Genomic DNA, 15,777 nt, shown 5'->3' on the forward strand with positions numbered 1-15,777 from the left:
ACTGGCCATGATCCGGTTCGAAAAGGTCTCCAAGAAGTACCGCGGCACCAGCAAACCCGCCCTGAGCGACGTGGAGTTCGACGTCCAGCGCGGAGAGTTCGTGTTCCTCGTGGGCGCCTCGGGCTCGGGCAAGTCCTCGTGCCTGCGGCTCATCCTCCGCGAGGACACCGCCTCCGACGGCCGCGTCGTCGTCCTGGGTCGCGACGTGAGGGGCCTCAGCACACGGAAGGTCCCGTACTTCCGTCGGCACATCGGCTCGGTCTTCCAGGACTTCCGTCTTCTCCCCAACAAGACCGTGTTCCAGAACGTCGCGTTCTCGCTGCAGGTCATCGGGTCGAGCCGTGCCTTCATCCAGCAGTCCGTGCCCGAGGCTCTCGCGTTGGTTGGACTCGCGGGCAAGGAGAAGCGCCTGCCCCACGAGCTCTCCGGCGGTGAGCAGCAGCGCGTCGCGATCGCGCGGGCGATCGTCAACCGCCCGCAGATCCTCCTGGCGGACGAGCCGACCGGAAACCTGGATCCCGGCACCTCGATCGACATCATGCAGCTGCTCGCCCGGATCAACGCCGGCGGCACGACGGTGGTCATGGCCACCCACGAAGCCGGCTTCGTCGACCAGATGCAGCGGCGTGTCATCGAGCTCCGTGGCGGTGTGGTCGTGCGCGACGAGCGCCACGGCGGTTACGGCGACACCTCCGGGCTGCCCGTCCTCACGCCCGAGACCGTCAAGGGCGCAGCGGCGACGGCCGCACTGACCGCCGTCCTCGAGCTGCAGAAGCAGATCGCGCACGACACGGGCGCGGTGGAGCCCCTTCCGGAGCGCATCGAGCCGCCGGCACCCCAGCCCGAGACGGTCCTCCCCGCCGTCCCCGTCGTCGAGGACCCGCCGCCGGTCACCGAGGTGCAGACGGATGCCGGGGCCCGGCCCACGGCATCCGAGCCCGACACGGGAACCCGAGGCGTCCCGATCACACCCGCGGACATCGACCTCGATGAGATCGATGGGCTCGGGGCGGCGGACCGCCTCGGCCTCGGTCGTCGCGACGACGACGAAGTGGGGCCCACCGCATGAGAGCACGCCTGGTCCTCGGCGAGGCCCTGACGGGTCTGCGTCGCAACGCATCGATGGTGATCTCGGTCATCCTCGTCACCTTCGTCTCGTTGACCTTCGTCGGCGCCGCTCTGCTCATGCAGATGCAGATCGGCAAGATGCAGGGGTACTGGGCCGAGCGCGCCCAGGTGGCGGTCTTCATGTGCCGCGACGGGTCCACTCAGACGACCTGCAGCGACGGCCAAGCCACCGACGAGCAGCTCGCCGCCGTCAAGGAGACGCTCGAGAGCCCCGCGCTGGACGGCATCGTCCGAAGCGTGCGCTTCGAGACGCGTGAGGAGGCGTACCAGAACGTCCTCGACCTGATGGGCGAGGACTACGCGGACTTCATCACGCCGGAGCAGCTCAACGAGACCTATTGGGTGAACCTCGTCGACCCCACCCAGACGGACGTCATCGACGAGGCGTTCTCGGGCGTGCAGGGCGTGGAGGAGGTGACCGACCAGATGGAGTACCTGCAACCCCTGTTCTCGGCTCTCACCATCGCGACGTACTTCGCCGTGGGCATCGCCGGGCTCATGCTCGTCGCGGCGGTCCTCCTCATCGCCACCACCATCCGTCTCTCGGCCTACGCGAGACGCAAAGAACTCGGCATCATGCGTCTGGTCGGCGCATCCAACCGCTTCATCCAGACGCCGTTCATCCTGGAAGGCGTTTTCGCGGCGTTCATCGGCTCGGCGCTGGCCAGCGTCGCGATCTGGCTCGGTGTGCAGTACGGGGTGCACGGATACCTCATCGACGAGATCGACTTCGTCACGACGTGGATCGACGGACGGGACGCCCTGCTCGTCATTCCGGTGATCGTGGGGCTCGGCCTCGTCCTGGCGGCATTGTCGGCGAGCTTCGCCATCCGCCGCTGGCTGCGCACCTGAACGCGCGTCTCCGTTAGACTGGCAGGCCGGTCGCGCGCGGAGTGCGGCCTCGTCAAGGAGTCATCATGCCCAGGGAACGCGGGGAGAAGGTCATCGCGACCAACCGTCGCGCGCGCCACGAGTACGCCATCGAGAAGACCTACGAGGCCGGTCTCGTCCTGACCGGAACCGAGGTCAAGTCCCTCCGACAGGGGCGCGCGAACCTCAGCGACGGGTATGCCTTCATCGATGGCGGAGAGGCGTGGCTGGACGCGGTCCACATCCCCGAGTATTCGCAGGGTCACTGGACCAACCACGCCTCCAAGCGCACCCGCAAGCTGCTGCTCCACAAGGACGAGATCGTCAAGCTCTCGCACGCGGTGGCGGCCGGTGGATACACCCTGATCCCGCTCAAGCTCTACTTCTCGGACGGCCGGGCGAAGGTCGAGATCGCCGTCGCGAAGGGTATGCGCGAGTACGAGAAGCGGCAGACCATCCGCGAACGCGAGGACAAACGCGAAGCCGAACGGGCGATGCGCAGCCGCAACCGCCTGGGGGAGTGACCCTCAGGCAGGTCTCCGGCGGGTCCGAGGTTCGGGCGGAGGCGGGACGGCCTTCGCGGAGATGACGGTCGCACGACCGATGCGTTCGAGCCCCCGTTTGCCGTCGACGACGATCATGTCGGGCTGGACGGACACGAGCTCACCGAGCGCGTCCGTCGCCTGTCCGTCGGGCAGCAGGTAACGCACGACGACGCGGGTCCCGGGAGCGGGGAACGAGATCACCAGCGGCCCGGTGCGTAGTCCTTGAGGAACACGCCGAAGACGTCCTCGCCGGCCTCGCCGCGCACGATGGGGTCGTACACCCGAGCCGCTCCGTCGACCAGGTCCAGTGGAGCGTGGAAGCCCTCCTCGGCGAGTCGCACCTTCGTCGGGTGAGGACGCTCGTCGGTGATCCACCCGGTGTCGACGCTGGTCATGAGGATCCTGTCGCTCTCGAACATCTCCCGTGCGCTGGTCCGCGTGAGCATGTTGACGGCGGCCTTCGCCATGTTGGTGTGCGGATGCCCGGGGCCCTTGTACCCGCGTTCGAAGACGCCTTCCATCGCGCTGACGTTGACGATGTAGGTGCGCCGCGCGGGGCTGGCCGCCAGAGCGGGCCGCAGCTTCGACACCAGGAGGAAGGGTGCCGTGGTGTTGGCGAGCTGGACCTCGAGCATCTCGAGGGGATCCACCTCTTGGACCCGCTGGACCCACGAGTTCGTGTGGTCGAGGTCCGGGATCAGCCCGCCCGCGTCGATCGCGGTCCCGTCCGCGAGTCGGTCGAGCGAGGTCGATCCCGCCGCCATCGCCTCGCGGGTGAGGGCATCCGCGCGGTCCGCCGCAGCGGCGAGGATCGGATGCGCGCTGACCGATCGTTCCAGCGCCTCGGGATGACGGTCGTTGGTGTGTCCGAAGGTGACGAGCTCGGGGAGCACGCCGTCGGGGAGGGGCGCCAGCTCGGCCTCGACCAGCGGCTGATAGGCCCCGGGGGAGCGCCGCACCGTCTGCGTGGCGTTGTTGATCAGGATGTCGAGGGGTCCCGCCGCAGCGACGTCATCGGCGAGGGCGATCACCTGGGCGGGGTCGCGCAGGTCGATGCCGACGATCTTGAGGCGGTCGATCCACTCCGCGGAGTCCGGGAGCGCGCGGAACCTGCGAACGGCGTCCCGCGGGAACCGGGTGGTGATGGTCGTATGCGCACCGTCGCGCAGCAACCGCAGGGCGATGTACATGCCGATCTTCGCGCGACCGCCCGTGAGCAGCGCACGCCGGCCGGAGAGGTCGGTACGGGCATCCCGCTTCTCATGGCTCAGGGCCGCGCACTCCGGGCACAGCTGGTGATAGAACGCGTCGACGACCGTGTAGGGCTGCTTGCAGATGTAGCAGCCGCGAGCCTTCTGGAGGACGCCCGCGATGGGGGCTGCGGTACGGGCGGCGATCGGGATGCCGCGCGTCTCGTCGTCGATGCGGTCGGGCGCGCCGGTCGCCGTGGCGTGGACCACGGCGCGGTCGGCCGTCGCGACGGCCTCGCGGATCTCGCGCCGGCGTTCCTTCTTCGCCGCCTTGAACATCGCGGCGCTCGCCTGGCGGACGGCGATGAAATCGGGGTGCGTGCGCGGGAGCGAAGGCAGGGCGGCCAGCACGCGGAGAGTGGTGGCGAGATCGGTGGGATCGATCGCCGTGTCGGAGGTGAGGGGGTCGGGAAGCACACGAGATTGTACGTCGAGTCGGGTGGGGGCCTGTTAGCGTTCTCGCGTGACCGCCCCCGACCTCGCCTCCTCTCCCACTATCCGGGTCTCGGCCGCCGTCATCCGCGACACCTCGGGTCGGCTTCTGCTGGTCCGGAAAACGGGTACCACGGCGTTCATGCAACCCGGCGGCAAACCGGAGTCGGGGGAGAACCCGGGCGAAACGCTCGTCCGGGAGCTGCGGGAGGAGCTGGGCATCGCCGTCACCCTCGACGACCTCCGATCTCGCGGAGTCTTTCGGGCCGCCGCCGCGAACGAAGCCGGCCACACCGTGATCGCGGACGTCTTCGATGTCGCGCTCGGGGGACAGGAACCGCGGGCGGCGGCCGAGATCGCCGAGCTCCGATGGGTCGGCGAAGCGGAGGCGCAGACGCTGGAGGTCGCGCCCCTCGCGCGCGATCACTTCCTCATCGACTGAAGGGGCCGCGCGGGTGGTAATCTGGGATGCTCGGACGCCGCGGCATCCGAGCAATGACAACTCCACAGTGTGACAACGGTCCACACGCCACCAGGCGTCTCGGGGATGATCGGTTTCGACATCGCCTGTGACTCTGCGGGAAGCGGGCCGAGGATGCAGAGTTATCTCGTTAACGATCTCTGCGAACCAATAACTGCCGAAAAGAAGCAGTCCGACTTCGCCCTCGCTGCCTGAGCAGCGAGCCCGAGTCCGTCAGTCCGTGAGTGATCCCCTCACGGTCCCTGGCGTCATTTAAGGGATCTCGCTGCGTGACGTCGCCTGAGCGTCACGCGGGACTCTTCTCAGGCTGGGCTCGTCGACTTATGTGTCTGTACTAAAGGTCGGAGCCGAGCAGAACGCCTTCTACAGACTGCGCCCGGAGAAGACGCCGTCTCTCAGCGATGGACGGGGGTTCGATTCCCCCCATCTCCACGAACCGTTGTCACGGAGTGAAAGCCCCCGGTGTCCCCTCGGATGCCGGGGGCTTCGTCATTCCCACGGAACCGGAAACCGAAAGCGCAATCTCCATCACAAAGCGAAATCCGCAGGCCCTAACCTGCGAGCGGGCGAGAGGCTCGCTCGGCCCCCAACGAGCTCCACTCCGGTGGGACGCGGCCCCCACTGCGTCGAGCCTCTCGTTCTCAGGCGCAGGTCATCCCAGCTCGATGAGATCCAAGCCCTGCCGGGTGTCCGAGACTTTCACCCAGCCGTCGCCGAACAGGTAGGTGACGCCGTAACCGTCATCGTCCACGCGCAACGCGGAGGTGGGGTCCTCGGTGATGATGACGCCGTCGGTGTCGTCCTCGCGCAGCCATCCCTCGGCTTCGAGCGCGGCTTCGGTCGCCTCGGCGTCCGCTGAGGAGATCGGGGACCAGCCGAAGAGCACGAGGTCGTCGTTCGTCGGGGAGCTGAAGTCCCCCCATGTGCACGCCGTTCCCTGCGGCAATTCGAGGTCCAGGATGACGAACGGGTCCTCGCGAACGGTCCATCCCGTTGCGGTGAAGCTGTCGACGGTCTCGGGTGCGAGCATGTTCTCGCACGTCACGTCGGCCGGATCGATCGTCGCCGGTGGGGCCGCGACGGGATCAGATGCGCCGGGGGAGGGTGTTGTGCCCGTCCCCGGGCCGGGGCCCGCGGTCGGGCTGCATCCGGTCGCGAGCAGCGCTACGACGGCGCCGGTCGCCACGGCCGTGGCGACCGGGCCGATGCGTCGTCGATGGGACTTCACGCGCGCAGCATCCCGAGGAACTGGTCATGGAGGATGCCGTTGGTCGCCAACGACGACCGCGCATCGAGCCGCTCGTCGCCGTCGATGTCGGTGAAACGCCCACCGGCTTCGAGGATGACGGGGACGTGAGCCGCGATGTCGTACTCGCGGACGCCGAACTCGGCGACGAACTCGAGCCGGCCCTCGGCGAGGAGCATGTACGGCCACGCATCGCCGTACCCTCGGTCGCGCCAGACCGCGCGGGAGAGCCGCAGCAGGTCATCGCAGCGCCCCACCTCGTCCCATTGGGCGATGCTCTGGAAACTGACACTCGCCTCGGCTACCGAGCCGACATCGGACGTGTGGATGCGTCGCGTCCGTCCGTCGGACGACGTCGTCCACGCGCCGGCCCCGGTCGCGCCCCACCAGCGGCGGGAGATCGCCGGCTGGCTGACGACGCCCACGCGTGGCACGCCGTCGATGACGAGAGCGATCAGCGTCGCCCACATCGGGATGCCCTTGAGGTAGTTCGCGGTGCCGTCGATCGGATCGATGATCCACTGTCTCCGCGTGTCGCCGCTTGTGCCGAACTCCTCGCCGATCACGCCGTCGTCGGGACGGTCGTTCGCCAGGATGTCGCGGATGGCGCGCTCGGTTGCGAGATCGGCTTCGGTCACGTGGGTCGCGTCCGCCTTCGTGCGGACGTCGAGATCCGGGGCGTCGAAGCGTTCCATCGACACCCGGTCCGCGGCATCCGCCAGGCGCAGCGCCACAGCGAGATCCGCGCTCAGATCACCGTCGAAAGGGGCGGTCCAGTCCGTCGCAGAGGGCAGAAACGTCACGGCTCCAGAATACGCGGTGCGCCCGCGACGTTCGTCTGCGCCGCGGCGGCCCCGATTGGCGGAGCGGGCGATCCTGATGCTAGTGTTGTCCCTCGGTTCGAGTTCTTCGAATCATGCACCTCTAGCTCAATCGGCAGAGCAACTGACTCTTAATCAGTGGGTTCCGGGTTCGAGTCCCGGGGGGTGCACGGACGGCCCCGATCACTCTCGCCAGTGATCGGGGCCTTCTGCTTCTTTGCGGAGACGTCCTGGTCAGAGCCACTTCTTCCGCTTGAAGACGAGGTAGAGGGCGATCGAGCTCGCGACCATCATCCCCAGGGCCATCGGGTATCCGAAGGTCCAGTGCAACTCGGGCATGTAGTCGAAGTTCATGCCGTAGACCGTGCCGACCAGGGAGGGTCCGAAAAGGATCGCCGCCCAGCCGGAGATCCTCTTGACCTGGTCGTTCTGTTCGAGCGACGTGTCGGTCTGCCGCTGGGTGACGAGCGTCGAGTGCACGGTCAGCGCGTTGTCGAGGATCGATCGAAACGCCACGATGCGTTCGTTCAGACGGATGACGTGGTCCAGGACATCTCGCAGCGATCGCTGGAGTTCGAGGTCGACGTTGTACTTGTCCGAGCCGTCGAGCAGCCGCTGCAGCATGCCCTCGAGGGGAAGTGTCGACTTGTGCAGAGCGATCACCTCGCGAGCGAGCGTGTAGATGCGTTGCGACAGTCCCGCATCCGATCCGCTGAACAGCGTCTCCTCGATCCCATCGATGTCGCTCTCCACCCCCGACAGGACGGGCGCGTACTCATCGACGACCTGGTCGAGGATCGCGTAGAGCACCGCTTCCGGTCCCATCCGAAGCAGATCGGGCTGCTGCTCCATGCGCGACCGGACCTGCGTGAGGTCGGGGGAGTCGGCGTGACGGATCGTCACGACGAAGTCCGGCCCCACGAAAACGTGCAACTCGCCGAAATCGACCGTGTCCGACGTGGCGTCGTGCCGTGCCGGTCGCAGCACCGTGAACAGCACGTCGCCGTATCGCTCCAGCTTCGCCCGCTGGTGCCCCGCCAGCGCGTCTTCGACGGCGAGCGGGTGGAGGGAGAACTCCGATGCGACGGCGGCGACCTCCTCCTCGGTCGGTCGGTACAGCCCGATCCACGCCATCCCGTGATGATCCCTGGTGTGCTCGAACGTCTCGCTCAGGCTCGTGGGGTCTTGGATGCGGCGGCCGTCCACATAGACGGCGTTGTCGACGATGGGCATGCGACGATTCTGCGCGCATCGGGAGGGGTGGATGCCGCGCCGCGCCGCGCGCTCGTACGGTCAGCCGAGCGTCGGCTTCAGCTCTTGCTGGACCGCCTCGAAGGTGTCGGGCGTCACCTTCCACCGCATTGGGTCGGTGTCCTCGAAGGTGATCTCGTAGGCCTTTGTGTCGCGGTCGAACTGCACCAGGAACTTCGCCGGGAGGGCAGCGCCCTCGGGGTAACGGTCGGCGAGGTAGGCGTCGACCGCCGGCTTGATCTGCGAGGGACGCGAGGCGATGGCGGACACCGTCCCGTCGGGAGAGTACGCGTATCCGGAGGTCTCGCTCAGACGCCCTCCTCCGAGGCTGATCACCATCGCCAGCGACTTCCAGTCGTCGGGCGCACCTTGCATGTGCGTGACGAGCGCGCGGATGAGGTCCGCGGTGGGATCGGCGGTCATGTCGCTCCTTCGTCTCACCGGATCGGAGGCATGCTGTCGCGGGGAACGCGGGTGAACACCTGATCGGGTTGGTTGTAGAAGTAGGGGAACGCCCGGTGGATCACCGCGCCGTTCTGCGGGTTGGTCACGGTGTAGGCGACTTCGAACGTATCAGGGACCGTCGCGCCGGGCGGATAGACGTCGATCGTGTAGTCGATGTGATAGCCGCGCGACGTCCAGTCGGCCCATTCGTTCTCCATGGTCTTCCACGACCCGCGATTCAGGTTCGCGATCTGGGGGACGATGCCGGGATCCGGTGTGTCGCCGTAGAAGCGATGCGCGCCCAGGTGGCCACCGTCGTAACCGCCTTCGCCGAGACGTCCGATCGAGGTCGCATTATCGCCTCGCGTCGAACTGCCGAAGTCGTCGCGGATATGGCCGTACTCGGTGACCGGACGGCCGGTGGCCGGATCATAGGTGGTCACCTTCACGTTGCCCCCGCGGCTGGTCACCACGGCGTCGTTGAAGTTGTCCTCGTCGCGGACGCGTCGGACGATCGTGTCGAGATGACCGTCCATGTTGTCGGCGAGCTGATGCAGTCGCTCCTTCAGTCGTCCTGCACCGGCGAGAACGGACTGGCGTGCTTCTCGGAAGACCGGCTTGAGCGCGTTCATCAGGCATCCCCTCCGAAGTCGAGAGCCGAGAACTCGGCGAAGAACGTCGACGTGATCGTCTGGATGTCCGCACCGTGGAGCTTCATATCCGACCGTGCCGACTCCAGGGCCGCGAGGTCGGCGTGGAACTCATCGGAGTCGCCCGCGGCGCCTTCGACGAGGGGGGCGTCGAGGATCGCGTCGACGATCGCGGGGAGATGCTCTGCCATCGGCTCGATCACGGCCGGGGCCAGCTGCATGATGAGCTGTTCGACGGCGATGTCGACGGCTGCGTTCAGCAGCTTCTTCTTGATGAGGAGCATCGGGCCTGCTCCCGCCGCAGTGAACGGGTTCGTCAGCATCGCGACGAGCGTGATGAGAGTCGAACTGACGTCGACGATGACTTTCATCTTGAGTGCGAAGATCGCCTCGGCCCCGAGGTCCATCGCCGTCGCCGCGGGCGGCATGAGGTCGATGAGCTTCTGGAGGTTCTGCGATCGGTTCGCGTTCCACGCGCCGAGGGTCGCCGGGCCTGTCTGTCCTTGGATGGCCACACTCACGTCACTGCTGACCTTGCGGTCGACGGCCTGGATCACCGTCTCCAGGTCGGTGCCCAGGGTGCGGAGGAGATCGGCCCCCTTGCGCACCTCGTCCTCGTCGATGTCGGGCCACTCGAAGCCCAGCTTCTCCATGACCCAGACGAGTTCGTTCGGCAACATCATGCCCATGGCCACACCTCCCGGTGCGAGGCTACAAAGCCGCCCGTCGAAGGTCCATGGGGAGAAGTCCCCGACTCTGCGCAGCCCTCAGGACGAGAGTTTGTTGAGTGCAGACCCCTTGTGCGCAGCTTTCGCGCCGGTCTTCTCGGATTCGACGATGTAGGCCGGCTCGTCTGTGGACGCGGTGAAGTCCTGACCGTCGAAGGTGAAGTCCTTCGTCTTCCGTTCGACGATCTTGCCCTGAGTGCGCCCTTGAGAGGTGCCCCAGCTGACCCGGTCGCCCTTGCTGAAACCCGCCATGTGCCGTCCCTTCGTCGGGGCCGCTTCGCGCGGCCGGGTGTACGGATCGGGCCCGCCCACTCCCGTCTCGGGATCGACGGGCCCGATCCTGCTCGATCAGCCGAGGTTGTCGGCGATCCAATCCGCCGCGATGTCCTCGGTGTTCCGCTGGTCGACCGACGACTCCACGTTCATGGCGACGAGTTCCTCGGGCGACATTGCGGCGCTCACCTCGTTGATGACGTCGGCGATCTCGTCTGCGACGTCGGAGCTGGCGATCGGGACGACGTTGGAGGCCAGGAACAGCCCCTTCGGGTCCTCGAGGGTGACCAGGTCGTCCGTCGCGATGCGCGGGTCGGCGCTGTACACGTTGGCGACCTGGATGTTGCCGGCGACGAGCTCGTCGACGGTGGTGTCAGCGGTCGCCTCGAACGCGACGTCGACGCCGTAGACATCCTTCAACCCCGTCGGTCCGTACGGACGCTGTTCGAGCTCGGGAGCGCCGCCGAGCGTGAGGCCGTCGATCCCGGCGAGGTCGCCGATCTCTGTCAGGTTGTTCTCCGAGGCGAAGGCCGCGGTCACGTTGTAGGAGTCCTGGTCGGTCGCGGGCGAGTAATCGAGCGCCGTCAGGTTGTCCGGAAGGGCCTCCTGGAGCGCGGTGTAGACGTCGTCCGGCGTCGTGGCGGTCGCCGACTGGTCGAAGTACTGGAGCAGGTTGCCGGTGTACTCGGGGAAGAGGTTGATGGAGCCGTCCTCGAGCGAGGGCATGTAGGCGTCGCGCTGGCCGATCGAGAAGTTGCGCTCGACGGTGAAGTCGGCCGCCTCGAGCGCCTGAGCGTAGATCTCGGCGATGATCTCGTTCGAGTAGTACTGCTGCGAACCGATGACGATCGTCGACGACTCCTCGGTGCCGCCGTTCCCGCCGTTGCCGCTTCCCTGCAGCGAGTCGCTCGAGCCACAGGCCGAGAGGGCCAGTGCGGCGACGGCGGCGAGGCCGAGGGCGGGCAGGATGCGTGTGCGTGTGATGGACATGGATGCCTCCGGGTGGGTTGGGGTCGTGGTGCTGTGGATCAAGCGGGTTCGGGGGTAGGGCGTCGGCGACGCCCGCGCTCCGGTGCGGAACCCTGCACAGCGACGCCCCGTGGGACGAGGACGCGCTGCAGCAGGGCAAAAAGGGCGTCCAGCACGAGGGCGAGGACGACGACGACGATCGAGGCGCCGAGGATCTGCGAGGGGTTACGGGTCTGGATGCCCTGGATGAGGGCGAAACCGAGTCCGCCGAGGCCCACGTAGGCCGCGATGGTGACGGTCGCGACCACCTGCAGGACGGCGGAGCGGATGCCACCGATCAGCAGCGGCAGGCCCAGGGGGACCTCGATCTTCCACAGCACCTGCATCGGCGTCATCCCGACGGCACGCCCCGCCTCGATCGTCGTGCGCTCGATGGCCTCGATTCCGGCGTAGGCGCCGGCCAGGATCGACGGGATGGCGAGCAGGACGAAGGCGACGACGGCCGCCTGCTCCTTGAAGTTCACCCCGATCAGGAGGTAGAGCAGCACCACGAGCCCCAGTGAGGGGAGTGAGCGCGCGGCGCCGGACAGGAAGACGGCGATCTCTCGTCCGCGCCCGGTGTGACCGATGGCCCATCCTGCCGGGACGGCGATGAGCGCGGCGATCGCGACGGATCCGAAGGTGAATCCGAGGTGCTGGAGGATCGCCTCACCCAGGGGGAGGTATCCGGTCGTGCGATCCGGCGAGAAGATCCAGGCGAACGCGTCGATGAAGACGTTCATGCGACCGCCTCACGGAGGTTCCGAGTCGAGCGTGGGGGCGTCGCGCGCCGCGTCCACGGCATGAGGACCCGACCGGCCAGGAGAAGGAGGGCATCGATCACGAGCGCGATCACCACGACCGCGAGCACACCGGCGAACACCTCGGGCAGAATCCGACGTTGCGAGCCGTTGGTGAAGAGATAACCGAGGTTCTGGACACCGATCAGTGCTCCGACCGTCGCGAGCGAGATCGTCGAGACCGCGGTGACGCGGAGGCCGGCCAGCATGACGGGGCCAGCAAGGGGGAAGTCCACGGTCCAGAACCGCCGCCACGGGCCGAACCCGACGGCGATCGCCGCGCTGCGGACGGCGGTGTCGACGGAGGCGAGGCCGTCGGTCACCGAACGGGTCATGATGGCGACGGCGTAGATCGTCAGGGCGACGACGAGGTTGGTCTCCGACAGCAGCGGGATGCCGCTCGTCGCGCTGATGAGTGCGAACAGGCCGAACGACGGGATCGTGTACAGGATGCCGACGACGCCGAGCACGGTGCCGCGCAGACGTGTGTAGCGGAAAGCCGCCCACCCGATGGGGACGGCGATGGCGAAACCGACGAGGATCGCGATGGTGCTCTGCCGCAGGTGCGCCACCGTCAGGCGCCCGATCAGATCGAGGTTGTCGAGGACCCAGTTCACGGAGAGGTCACCCCGCCTGCTCCGCGGCATCCGTCACCAGCACGCCCTGCGTGCGACCGGCCTCGTCCACGAGCACGGTGCCGCGGTCGGTGCGCTTCGCGCGGAGGGAGCGCGCGCCGCGGTCGGTGCCGATGAAGCTGGCCACGAAGTCGTCGGCGGGGGACTCGATGATCTCGGACGGCGTGCCCCGCTGTGCGATGTGCGCGCCCTTCTGCAGGATGACGACCTGATCGCCGAGCAGGAACGCCTCGTCGATGTCGTGCGTGACGAAGACGATCGTCTTGTCGAGCTCGCGCTGCAGCCTGATGACTTCGGCCTGCAGTTCTTTGCGCACGATCGGATCGACGGCTCCGAACGGTTCGTCCATGAGGAGGATGTTGGGGTCGGCGGCGAGGGCCCGGGCGACGCCGACACGCTGCTGCTGCCCGCCGGAGAGCTGGGCGGGATAGCGGTCGGCGAAGGCGGAGTCCAGGCCGACGATCTCCATCAGTTCCAGCGCGCGTCGCCGCGCCGCCGCCTTCGTCTGTCCGGTGAGCACCGGCACGGTCGCGATGTTGTCGGCCACCGTGTAGTGGGGGAGGAGCCCGGCGTTCTGGAGGACGTAGCCGATGCTCCGCCGCAACTGGACGGCGTCCTTCGACCGGATCGACTCGCCGTCGATCACGATGTCGCCCGATGTCGGCTCGATGAGACGGTTGATCATGCGGAGCAGGGTGGTCTTGCCGCATCCTGACGAACCCACGAGGACAGTCGTCTTGCGCGCCGGCATCTCGAGGGTGACCTCGTCGACGGCCGCGGGGCCGTCGCCGAATCGCTTGGTGACGGATCGGAATTCGATCGCCATGGAGGGGTCCTTTCGGCCGGTGTTTCAGCCAACCACACACCCCGGACATCCCGGGAGTCCGGGGCGACCATTGACGTCACATGGCGGTTGTGGCAGGAGATGCCCTCGTTCCGACCCCGCTGGGTCGTCCTGTCAGTAGCGTGAAGGCATGAGCACACGCGAGTACGACCTCATCGTGATCGGAGCAGGACCCGTCGGCGAGAACGTCGCCGATCGTGCCGTGCGAGGGGGGTTGACCGCCGCGATCGTCGAGAGCGAGCTGGTGGGCGGCGAGTGCTCGTACTGGGCCTGTATGCCCTCGAAGGCGCTGCTGCGCGCCCCGGCTGCGCTGCGGGCAGCCCGCGACGTCGCCGGCGCGGCGGAGGCGGTCACCGGCGGTGTCGACGTCGCCGCCGTGCTCGCGCGTCGGGACCGCATCGTGCACGACTACCAGGACACCTCGCAGGTCGAGTGGCTGAAGGGCGCCGGAATCGACCTGGTCCGAGGACACGGCCGCCTCTCCGGCGACCGCGAGGTGACCGTCACCGCGCCGGACGGCGAGACGACCACGCTTCGCGCGCGCCACGCCGTCGCCGTCTGCACCGGCTCCGCCGCGCTGATCCCTGACATCCCGGGTTTGCGGGATGCCGCCCCCTGGACCAGTCGTGAGGCGACGGGGGTCCGGACGGTACCGTCCTCCCTCGTCGTCCTGGGCGGCGGCGTCGTCGGGCTCGAGATGGCGACGGCGTTCACCGCTCTCGGTTCCGACGTGACCGTCATCGCCCGCTCCACCCTCCTCGGCGTGCTCGAGGACTTCGCCGGCGAGGCCGTCGGCGCCGCCCTCACGGCCGCCGGCGCAACGGTGCGCACCGGGCGCGGAGTCGACAGTGTCGCCCGATCCTCCGAGGGCGTGAGCGTCACCCTCGACGACGGCTCCGTCGTCGACGCGGACGAGATCCTGGTGGCGGCGGGACGTGTTCCCCGCACGGAGGACGTGGGTCTCGAGCACGTCGGCCTCGAGGCGGGGTCGTGGATCCGGGTCGACGACACGATGCGCGTCCCGGGCACGGAGTGGCTGTACGCGGTGGGTGATGTCAACCATCGCGCCCTGCTGACCCATCAGGGCAAGTACCAGGCGCGCGTCGCCGGCGACGTGATCGCGCGCCGCGCCTCGTCGAGCGACGTCGACACGTCCGCCTGGAGTCCGCTGGCGGCCACCGCCGACCACACCGCCGTGCCTCAGGTGGTCTTCACGGAGCCGGAGGTCGCGGCCGTCGGGCACACTGAGGCTTCCGCTCGTGACGCCGGCATCGACGTGAAAGTCGTCGATTACGACCTGTCGTGGGTGGCGGGCGCGAGCACGCACTCGGATCGGTACGAGGGGCACTCGCGAGCGATCATCGACGCGGAACGCGGAGTGCTGGTGGGCGCGACGTTCGTCGGCCCCGACGTCGCCGAACTACTGCACTCCGCGACGATCGCGATCGTCGGCGAGGTGCCGCTCCACCGGCTCTGGCACGCGGTGCCGGCATACCCCACGGTCAGCGAGGTCTGGCTGCGGTGGCTCGAGACCGCCGGGTTGTGACCGGGCCGGCCGTCACCGACGGCGCACGGACTGGATGCGGGTCGTCAGCTGGTGCGCATGCGCGAGCAGCAGGCGGCCCAGATCGGCGATCCGGTCGGGACCGAAGCGGAACTCGACGCCGGTGAGACTCAGGGCCCACTCCGGTCGGCCGTCCTGATCGAACACAGCGGCCCCGACGCCCCACGATCCCGACACGATGAGCCCGGGATTCAGCGCGAATCCGCGGTCGCGGGTCTCGGCGATGCGCGTGCGCAGTGGATCCGCATCGTGGACATCGCCCCATCGCGCGGCGAGTTCCGGGTGGCGGCTGAGGTAGGCGTCGACCTCGGGTTGCGGCAGGAACGACAGGATCGCCAATCCGGCGGAAGCAACGCCGAGGGGAAAGCGGACACCTTCGCTGAGGACGAAGGAACGGATGGGGAAGGACCCCTCCTCGCGGAGGAGGCAGACCGTCTCGTCGCCGCGTCTCACCGAGAGGAACGCGCTCTCCTCCGTCTTCACGGCCAACGAGCGGACGATGTCGCCGGCGATGTGCGTCACGTCGTAACGCGGGGCCGCGGCAGCGCCCATGAGGAACAGTTCGGGGCCGGCGAGCCATCGTGAGCTCCGCTCGTCCTGGTCCACAAGGCCCTCGGCGCGCAGGGCGGTCAACAGTCGGTGCGCCGTCGAGCGCGACAGCGACGCCTCGTGGGCGAGGTCCCTCACGCCCCTGCCCTCGGCCCCCGCGGCGCTGACCAGTCGCAGCAGCCGGGCTGCTCGCGCGATCGCCTGAGCGCCCGGCACTGTCGTCGACAAGGGTTCCACAATGTGGAACATAGACGTGAC

The 15,777-nt window shown here is 68.0% G+C and carries 19 protein-coding genes, 1 tRNA gene and 1 other RNA gene; 7 read left to right on the forward strand and 14 right to left on the reverse strand.

The features are described from left to right. The first annotated feature begins 7 nt into the window (after window positions 1-7). The 3 genes from ftsE to smpB all read left to right on the forward strand — a co-directional run bounded on the left by ftsE (window position 8) and on the right by smpB (window position 2,522). On the forward strand, window positions 8-1,069 hold the full coding sequence (gene ftsE, locus ACIGEP_RS04050) for a cell division ATP-binding protein FtsE (protein WP_396660338.1): 1,062 nt from the start codon (window positions 8-10) through the stop codon (window positions 1,067-1,069). Then, entirely contained in the window at window positions 1,066-1,980 is a 915-nt protein-coding gene (gene ftsX / locus ACIGEP_RS04055; protein ID WP_396660339.1) for a permease-like cell division protein FtsX, read from the forward strand. The genes ftsE and ftsX overlap by 4 nt, the downstream gene beginning before the upstream one ends. A 65-nt stretch (window positions 1,981-2,045) precedes the next feature. Then, on the forward strand, window positions 2,046-2,522 hold the full coding sequence (gene smpB, locus ACIGEP_RS04060; protein WP_396660340.1) for an SsrA-binding protein SmpB: 477 nt from the start codon (window positions 2,046-2,048) through the stop codon (window positions 2,520-2,522). A gap of 3 nt (window positions 2,523-2,525) precedes the next feature. On the opposite strand, the gene ACIGEP_RS04065 is transcribed toward smpB, so the two are convergent. Both ACIGEP_RS04065 and ACIGEP_RS04070 read right to left on the reverse strand, forming a co-directional pair. Next, the gene (locus ACIGEP_RS04065) at window positions 2,526-2,744 is read right to left on the reverse strand and encodes a hypothetical protein (protein WP_396660341.1); all 219 of its coding nucleotides are present in this window, start codon (window positions 2,742-2,744) and stop codon (window positions 2,526-2,528) included. Further along, complete coding sequence (locus tag ACIGEP_RS04070; protein ID WP_396660342.1) at window positions 2,741-4,210, reverse strand: SDR family NAD(P)-dependent oxidoreductase; 1,470 nt, start codon at window positions 4,208-4,210, stop codon at window positions 2,741-2,743. The genes ACIGEP_RS04065 and ACIGEP_RS04070 overlap by 4 nt, the downstream gene beginning before the upstream one ends. 46 nt (window positions 4,211-4,256) lie before the next feature. On the opposite strand from ACIGEP_RS04070, the gene ACIGEP_RS04075 reads away from it, so the two are divergent. Then, the gene (locus ACIGEP_RS04075) at window positions 4,257-4,667 is read left to right on the forward strand and encodes an NUDIX domain-containing protein (protein WP_396660343.1); all 411 of its coding nucleotides are present in this window, start codon (window positions 4,257-4,259) and stop codon (window positions 4,665-4,667) included. 101 nt (window positions 4,668-4,768) lie between these two features. Further along, window positions 4,769-5,141, forward strand: a transfer-messenger RNA (tmRNA) gene (ssrA, locus tag ACIGEP_RS04080). A 217-nt stretch (window positions 5,142-5,358) separates the two neighbouring features. On the opposite strand, the gene ACIGEP_RS04085 is transcribed toward ssrA, so the two are convergent. Then, window positions 5,359-5,934 carry a hypothetical protein gene (locus ACIGEP_RS04085; protein WP_396660344.1) on the reverse strand — a complete coding sequence of 192 codons (576 nt, stop codon included), beginning with the start codon at window positions 5,932-5,934 and terminating at the stop codon, window positions 5,359-5,361. Next, window positions 5,931-6,755, reverse strand: a complete 825-nt coding sequence (locus ACIGEP_RS04090) for an inositol monophosphatase family protein (protein WP_396660345.1) — start codon at window positions 6,753-6,755, stop codon at window positions 5,931-5,933. Before ACIGEP_RS04090 ends, ACIGEP_RS04085 begins: the two co-directional genes overlap by 4 nt. A 115-nt stretch (window positions 6,756-6,870) precedes the next feature. Between ACIGEP_RS04090 and ACIGEP_RS04095 the strand changes: the two genes are divergently transcribed. Then, a tRNA-Lys gene (locus ACIGEP_RS04095) sits at window positions 6,871-6,943 on the forward strand. A 64-nt stretch (window positions 6,944-7,007) separates the two neighbouring features. Here the strand turns inward: ACIGEP_RS04095 and corA are convergent. The 9 genes from corA to ACIGEP_RS04140 all read right to left on the reverse strand — a co-directional run bounded on the left by corA (window position 7,008) and on the right by ACIGEP_RS04140 (window position 13,388). Then, window positions 7,008-8,006: a magnesium/cobalt transporter CorA gene (gene corA / locus ACIGEP_RS04100; protein ID WP_396660346.1), complete on the reverse strand. Its 999-nt coding sequence runs from the start codon at window positions 8,004-8,006 to the stop codon at window positions 7,008-7,010. Between the two features lie 60 nt (window positions 8,007-8,066). After that, window positions 8,067-8,447 carry a hypothetical protein gene (locus ACIGEP_RS04105; RefSeq protein WP_396660347.1) on the reverse strand — a complete coding sequence of 127 codons (381 nt, stop codon included), beginning with the start codon at window positions 8,445-8,447 and terminating at the stop codon, window positions 8,067-8,069. Between the two features lie 14 nt (window positions 8,448-8,461). Then, entirely contained in the window at window positions 8,462-9,100 is a 639-nt protein-coding gene (locus tag ACIGEP_RS04110) for a DNA/RNA non-specific endonuclease (protein WP_396660348.1), read from the reverse strand. Then, window positions 9,100-9,807, reverse strand: coding sequence for a hypothetical protein (locus ACIGEP_RS04115; RefSeq protein WP_396660349.1), 708 nt, complete (start codon window positions 9,805-9,807; stop codon window positions 9,100-9,102). The genes ACIGEP_RS04110 and ACIGEP_RS04115 overlap by 1 nt, the downstream gene beginning before the upstream one ends. 78 nt (window positions 9,808-9,885) lie before the next feature. Continuing rightward, window positions 9,886-10,098 (reverse strand): DUF2945 domain-containing protein, encoded by a 213-nt coding sequence (locus tag ACIGEP_RS04120; protein WP_396660350.1) that lies wholly within the window; start codon window positions 10,096-10,098, stop codon window positions 9,886-9,888. A 96-nt stretch (window positions 10,099-10,194) separates the two neighbouring features. Then, window positions 10,195-11,109 (reverse strand): ABC transporter substrate-binding protein, encoded by a 915-nt coding sequence (locus ACIGEP_RS04125; protein ID WP_396660351.1) that lies wholly within the window; start codon window positions 11,107-11,109, stop codon window positions 10,195-10,197. A 38-nt stretch (window positions 11,110-11,147) separates the two neighbouring features. Then, the gene (locus ACIGEP_RS04130) at window positions 11,148-11,870 is read right to left on the reverse strand and encodes an ABC transporter permease (RefSeq protein ID WP_396660352.1); all 723 of its coding nucleotides are present in this window, start codon (window positions 11,868-11,870) and stop codon (window positions 11,148-11,150) included. Beyond that, window positions 11,867-12,544 carry an ABC transporter permease gene (locus ACIGEP_RS04135; RefSeq protein ID WP_396660353.1) on the reverse strand — a complete coding sequence of 226 codons (678 nt, stop codon included), beginning with the start codon at window positions 12,542-12,544 and terminating at the stop codon, window positions 11,867-11,869. Before ACIGEP_RS04135 ends, ACIGEP_RS04130 begins: the two co-directional genes overlap by 4 nt. A 7-nt stretch (window positions 12,545-12,551) precedes the next feature. Continuing rightward, window positions 12,552-13,388 (reverse strand): ABC transporter ATP-binding protein, encoded by an 837-nt coding sequence (locus ACIGEP_RS04140; RefSeq protein ID WP_396660354.1) that lies wholly within the window; start codon window positions 13,386-13,388, stop codon window positions 12,552-12,554. Window positions 13,389-13,536: 148 nt separating this feature from the next. On the opposite strand from ACIGEP_RS04140, the gene ACIGEP_RS04145 reads away from it, so the two are divergent. Beyond that, on the forward strand, window positions 13,537-14,952 hold the full coding sequence (locus ACIGEP_RS04145; protein ID WP_396660355.1) for a dihydrolipoyl dehydrogenase family protein: 1,416 nt from the start codon (window positions 13,537-13,539) through the stop codon (window positions 14,950-14,952). A 12-nt stretch (window positions 14,953-14,964) separates the two neighbouring features. On the opposite strand, the gene ACIGEP_RS04150 is transcribed toward ACIGEP_RS04145, so the two are convergent. Further along, a complete protein-coding gene (locus ACIGEP_RS04150) occupies window positions 14,965-15,768 on the reverse strand; it encodes an IclR family transcriptional regulator (protein ID WP_396660356.1) in 804 nt (267 codons plus the stop codon). Window positions 15,769-15,777: the final 9 nt, after the last annotated feature.

Source organism: Microbacterium sp. NPDC077663, assembly GCF_044542795.1.
Lineage (GTDB): Bacteria > Actinomycetota > Actinomycetes > Actinomycetales > Microbacteriaceae > Microbacterium.

Coding starts and splice junctions, on each gene's coding strand:
- smpB (WP_396660340.1), top strand. CDS start 2,046: ATGCCCAGGGAACGCGGGGAGAAGGTCATCGCGACCAACCGTCGCGCG.
- ACIGEP_RS04110 (WP_396660348.1), bottom strand. CDS start 9,100: ATGAACGCGCTCAAGCCGGTCTTCCGAGAAGCACGCCAGTCCGTTCTC.
- ACIGEP_RS04145 (WP_396660355.1), top strand. CDS start 13,537: ATGAGCACACGCGAGTACGACCTCATCGTGATCGGAGCAGGACCCGTC.
- ACIGEP_RS04120 (WP_396660350.1), bottom strand. CDS start 10,098: ATGGCGGGTTTCAGCAAGGGCGACCGGGTCAGCTGGGGCACCTCTCAA.
- ftsX (WP_396660339.1), top strand. CDS start 1,066: ATGAGAGCACGCCTGGTCCTCGGCGAGGCCCTGACGGGTCTGCGTCGC.
- ACIGEP_RS04140 (WP_396660354.1), bottom strand. CDS start 13,388: ATGGCGATCGAATTCCGATCCGTCACCAAGCGATTCGGCGACGGCCCC.
- ACIGEP_RS04150 (WP_396660356.1), bottom strand. CDS start 15,768: ATGTTCCACATTGTGGAACCCTTGTCGACGACAGTGCCGGGCGCTCAG.
- ACIGEP_RS04130 (WP_396660352.1), bottom strand. CDS start 11,870: ATGAACGTCTTCATCGACGCGTTCGCCTGGATCTTCTCGCCGGATCGC.
- ACIGEP_RS04115 (WP_396660349.1), bottom strand. CDS start 9,807: ATGGGCATGATGTTGCCGAACGAACTCGTCTGGGTCATGGAGAAGCTG.
- ftsE (WP_396660338.1), top strand. CDS start 8: ATGATCCGGTTCGAAAAGGTCTCCAAGAAGTACCGCGGCACCAGCAAA.
- ACIGEP_RS04125 (WP_396660351.1), bottom strand. CDS start 11,109: ATGTCCATCACACGCACACGCATCCTGCCCGCCCTCGGCCTCGCCGCC.
- corA (WP_396660346.1), bottom strand. CDS start 8,006: ATGCCCATCGTCGACAACGCCGTCTATGTGGACGGCCGCCGCATCCAA.
- ACIGEP_RS04105 (WP_396660347.1), bottom strand. CDS start 8,447: ATGACCGCCGATCCCACCGCGGACCTCATCCGCGCGCTCGTCACGCAC.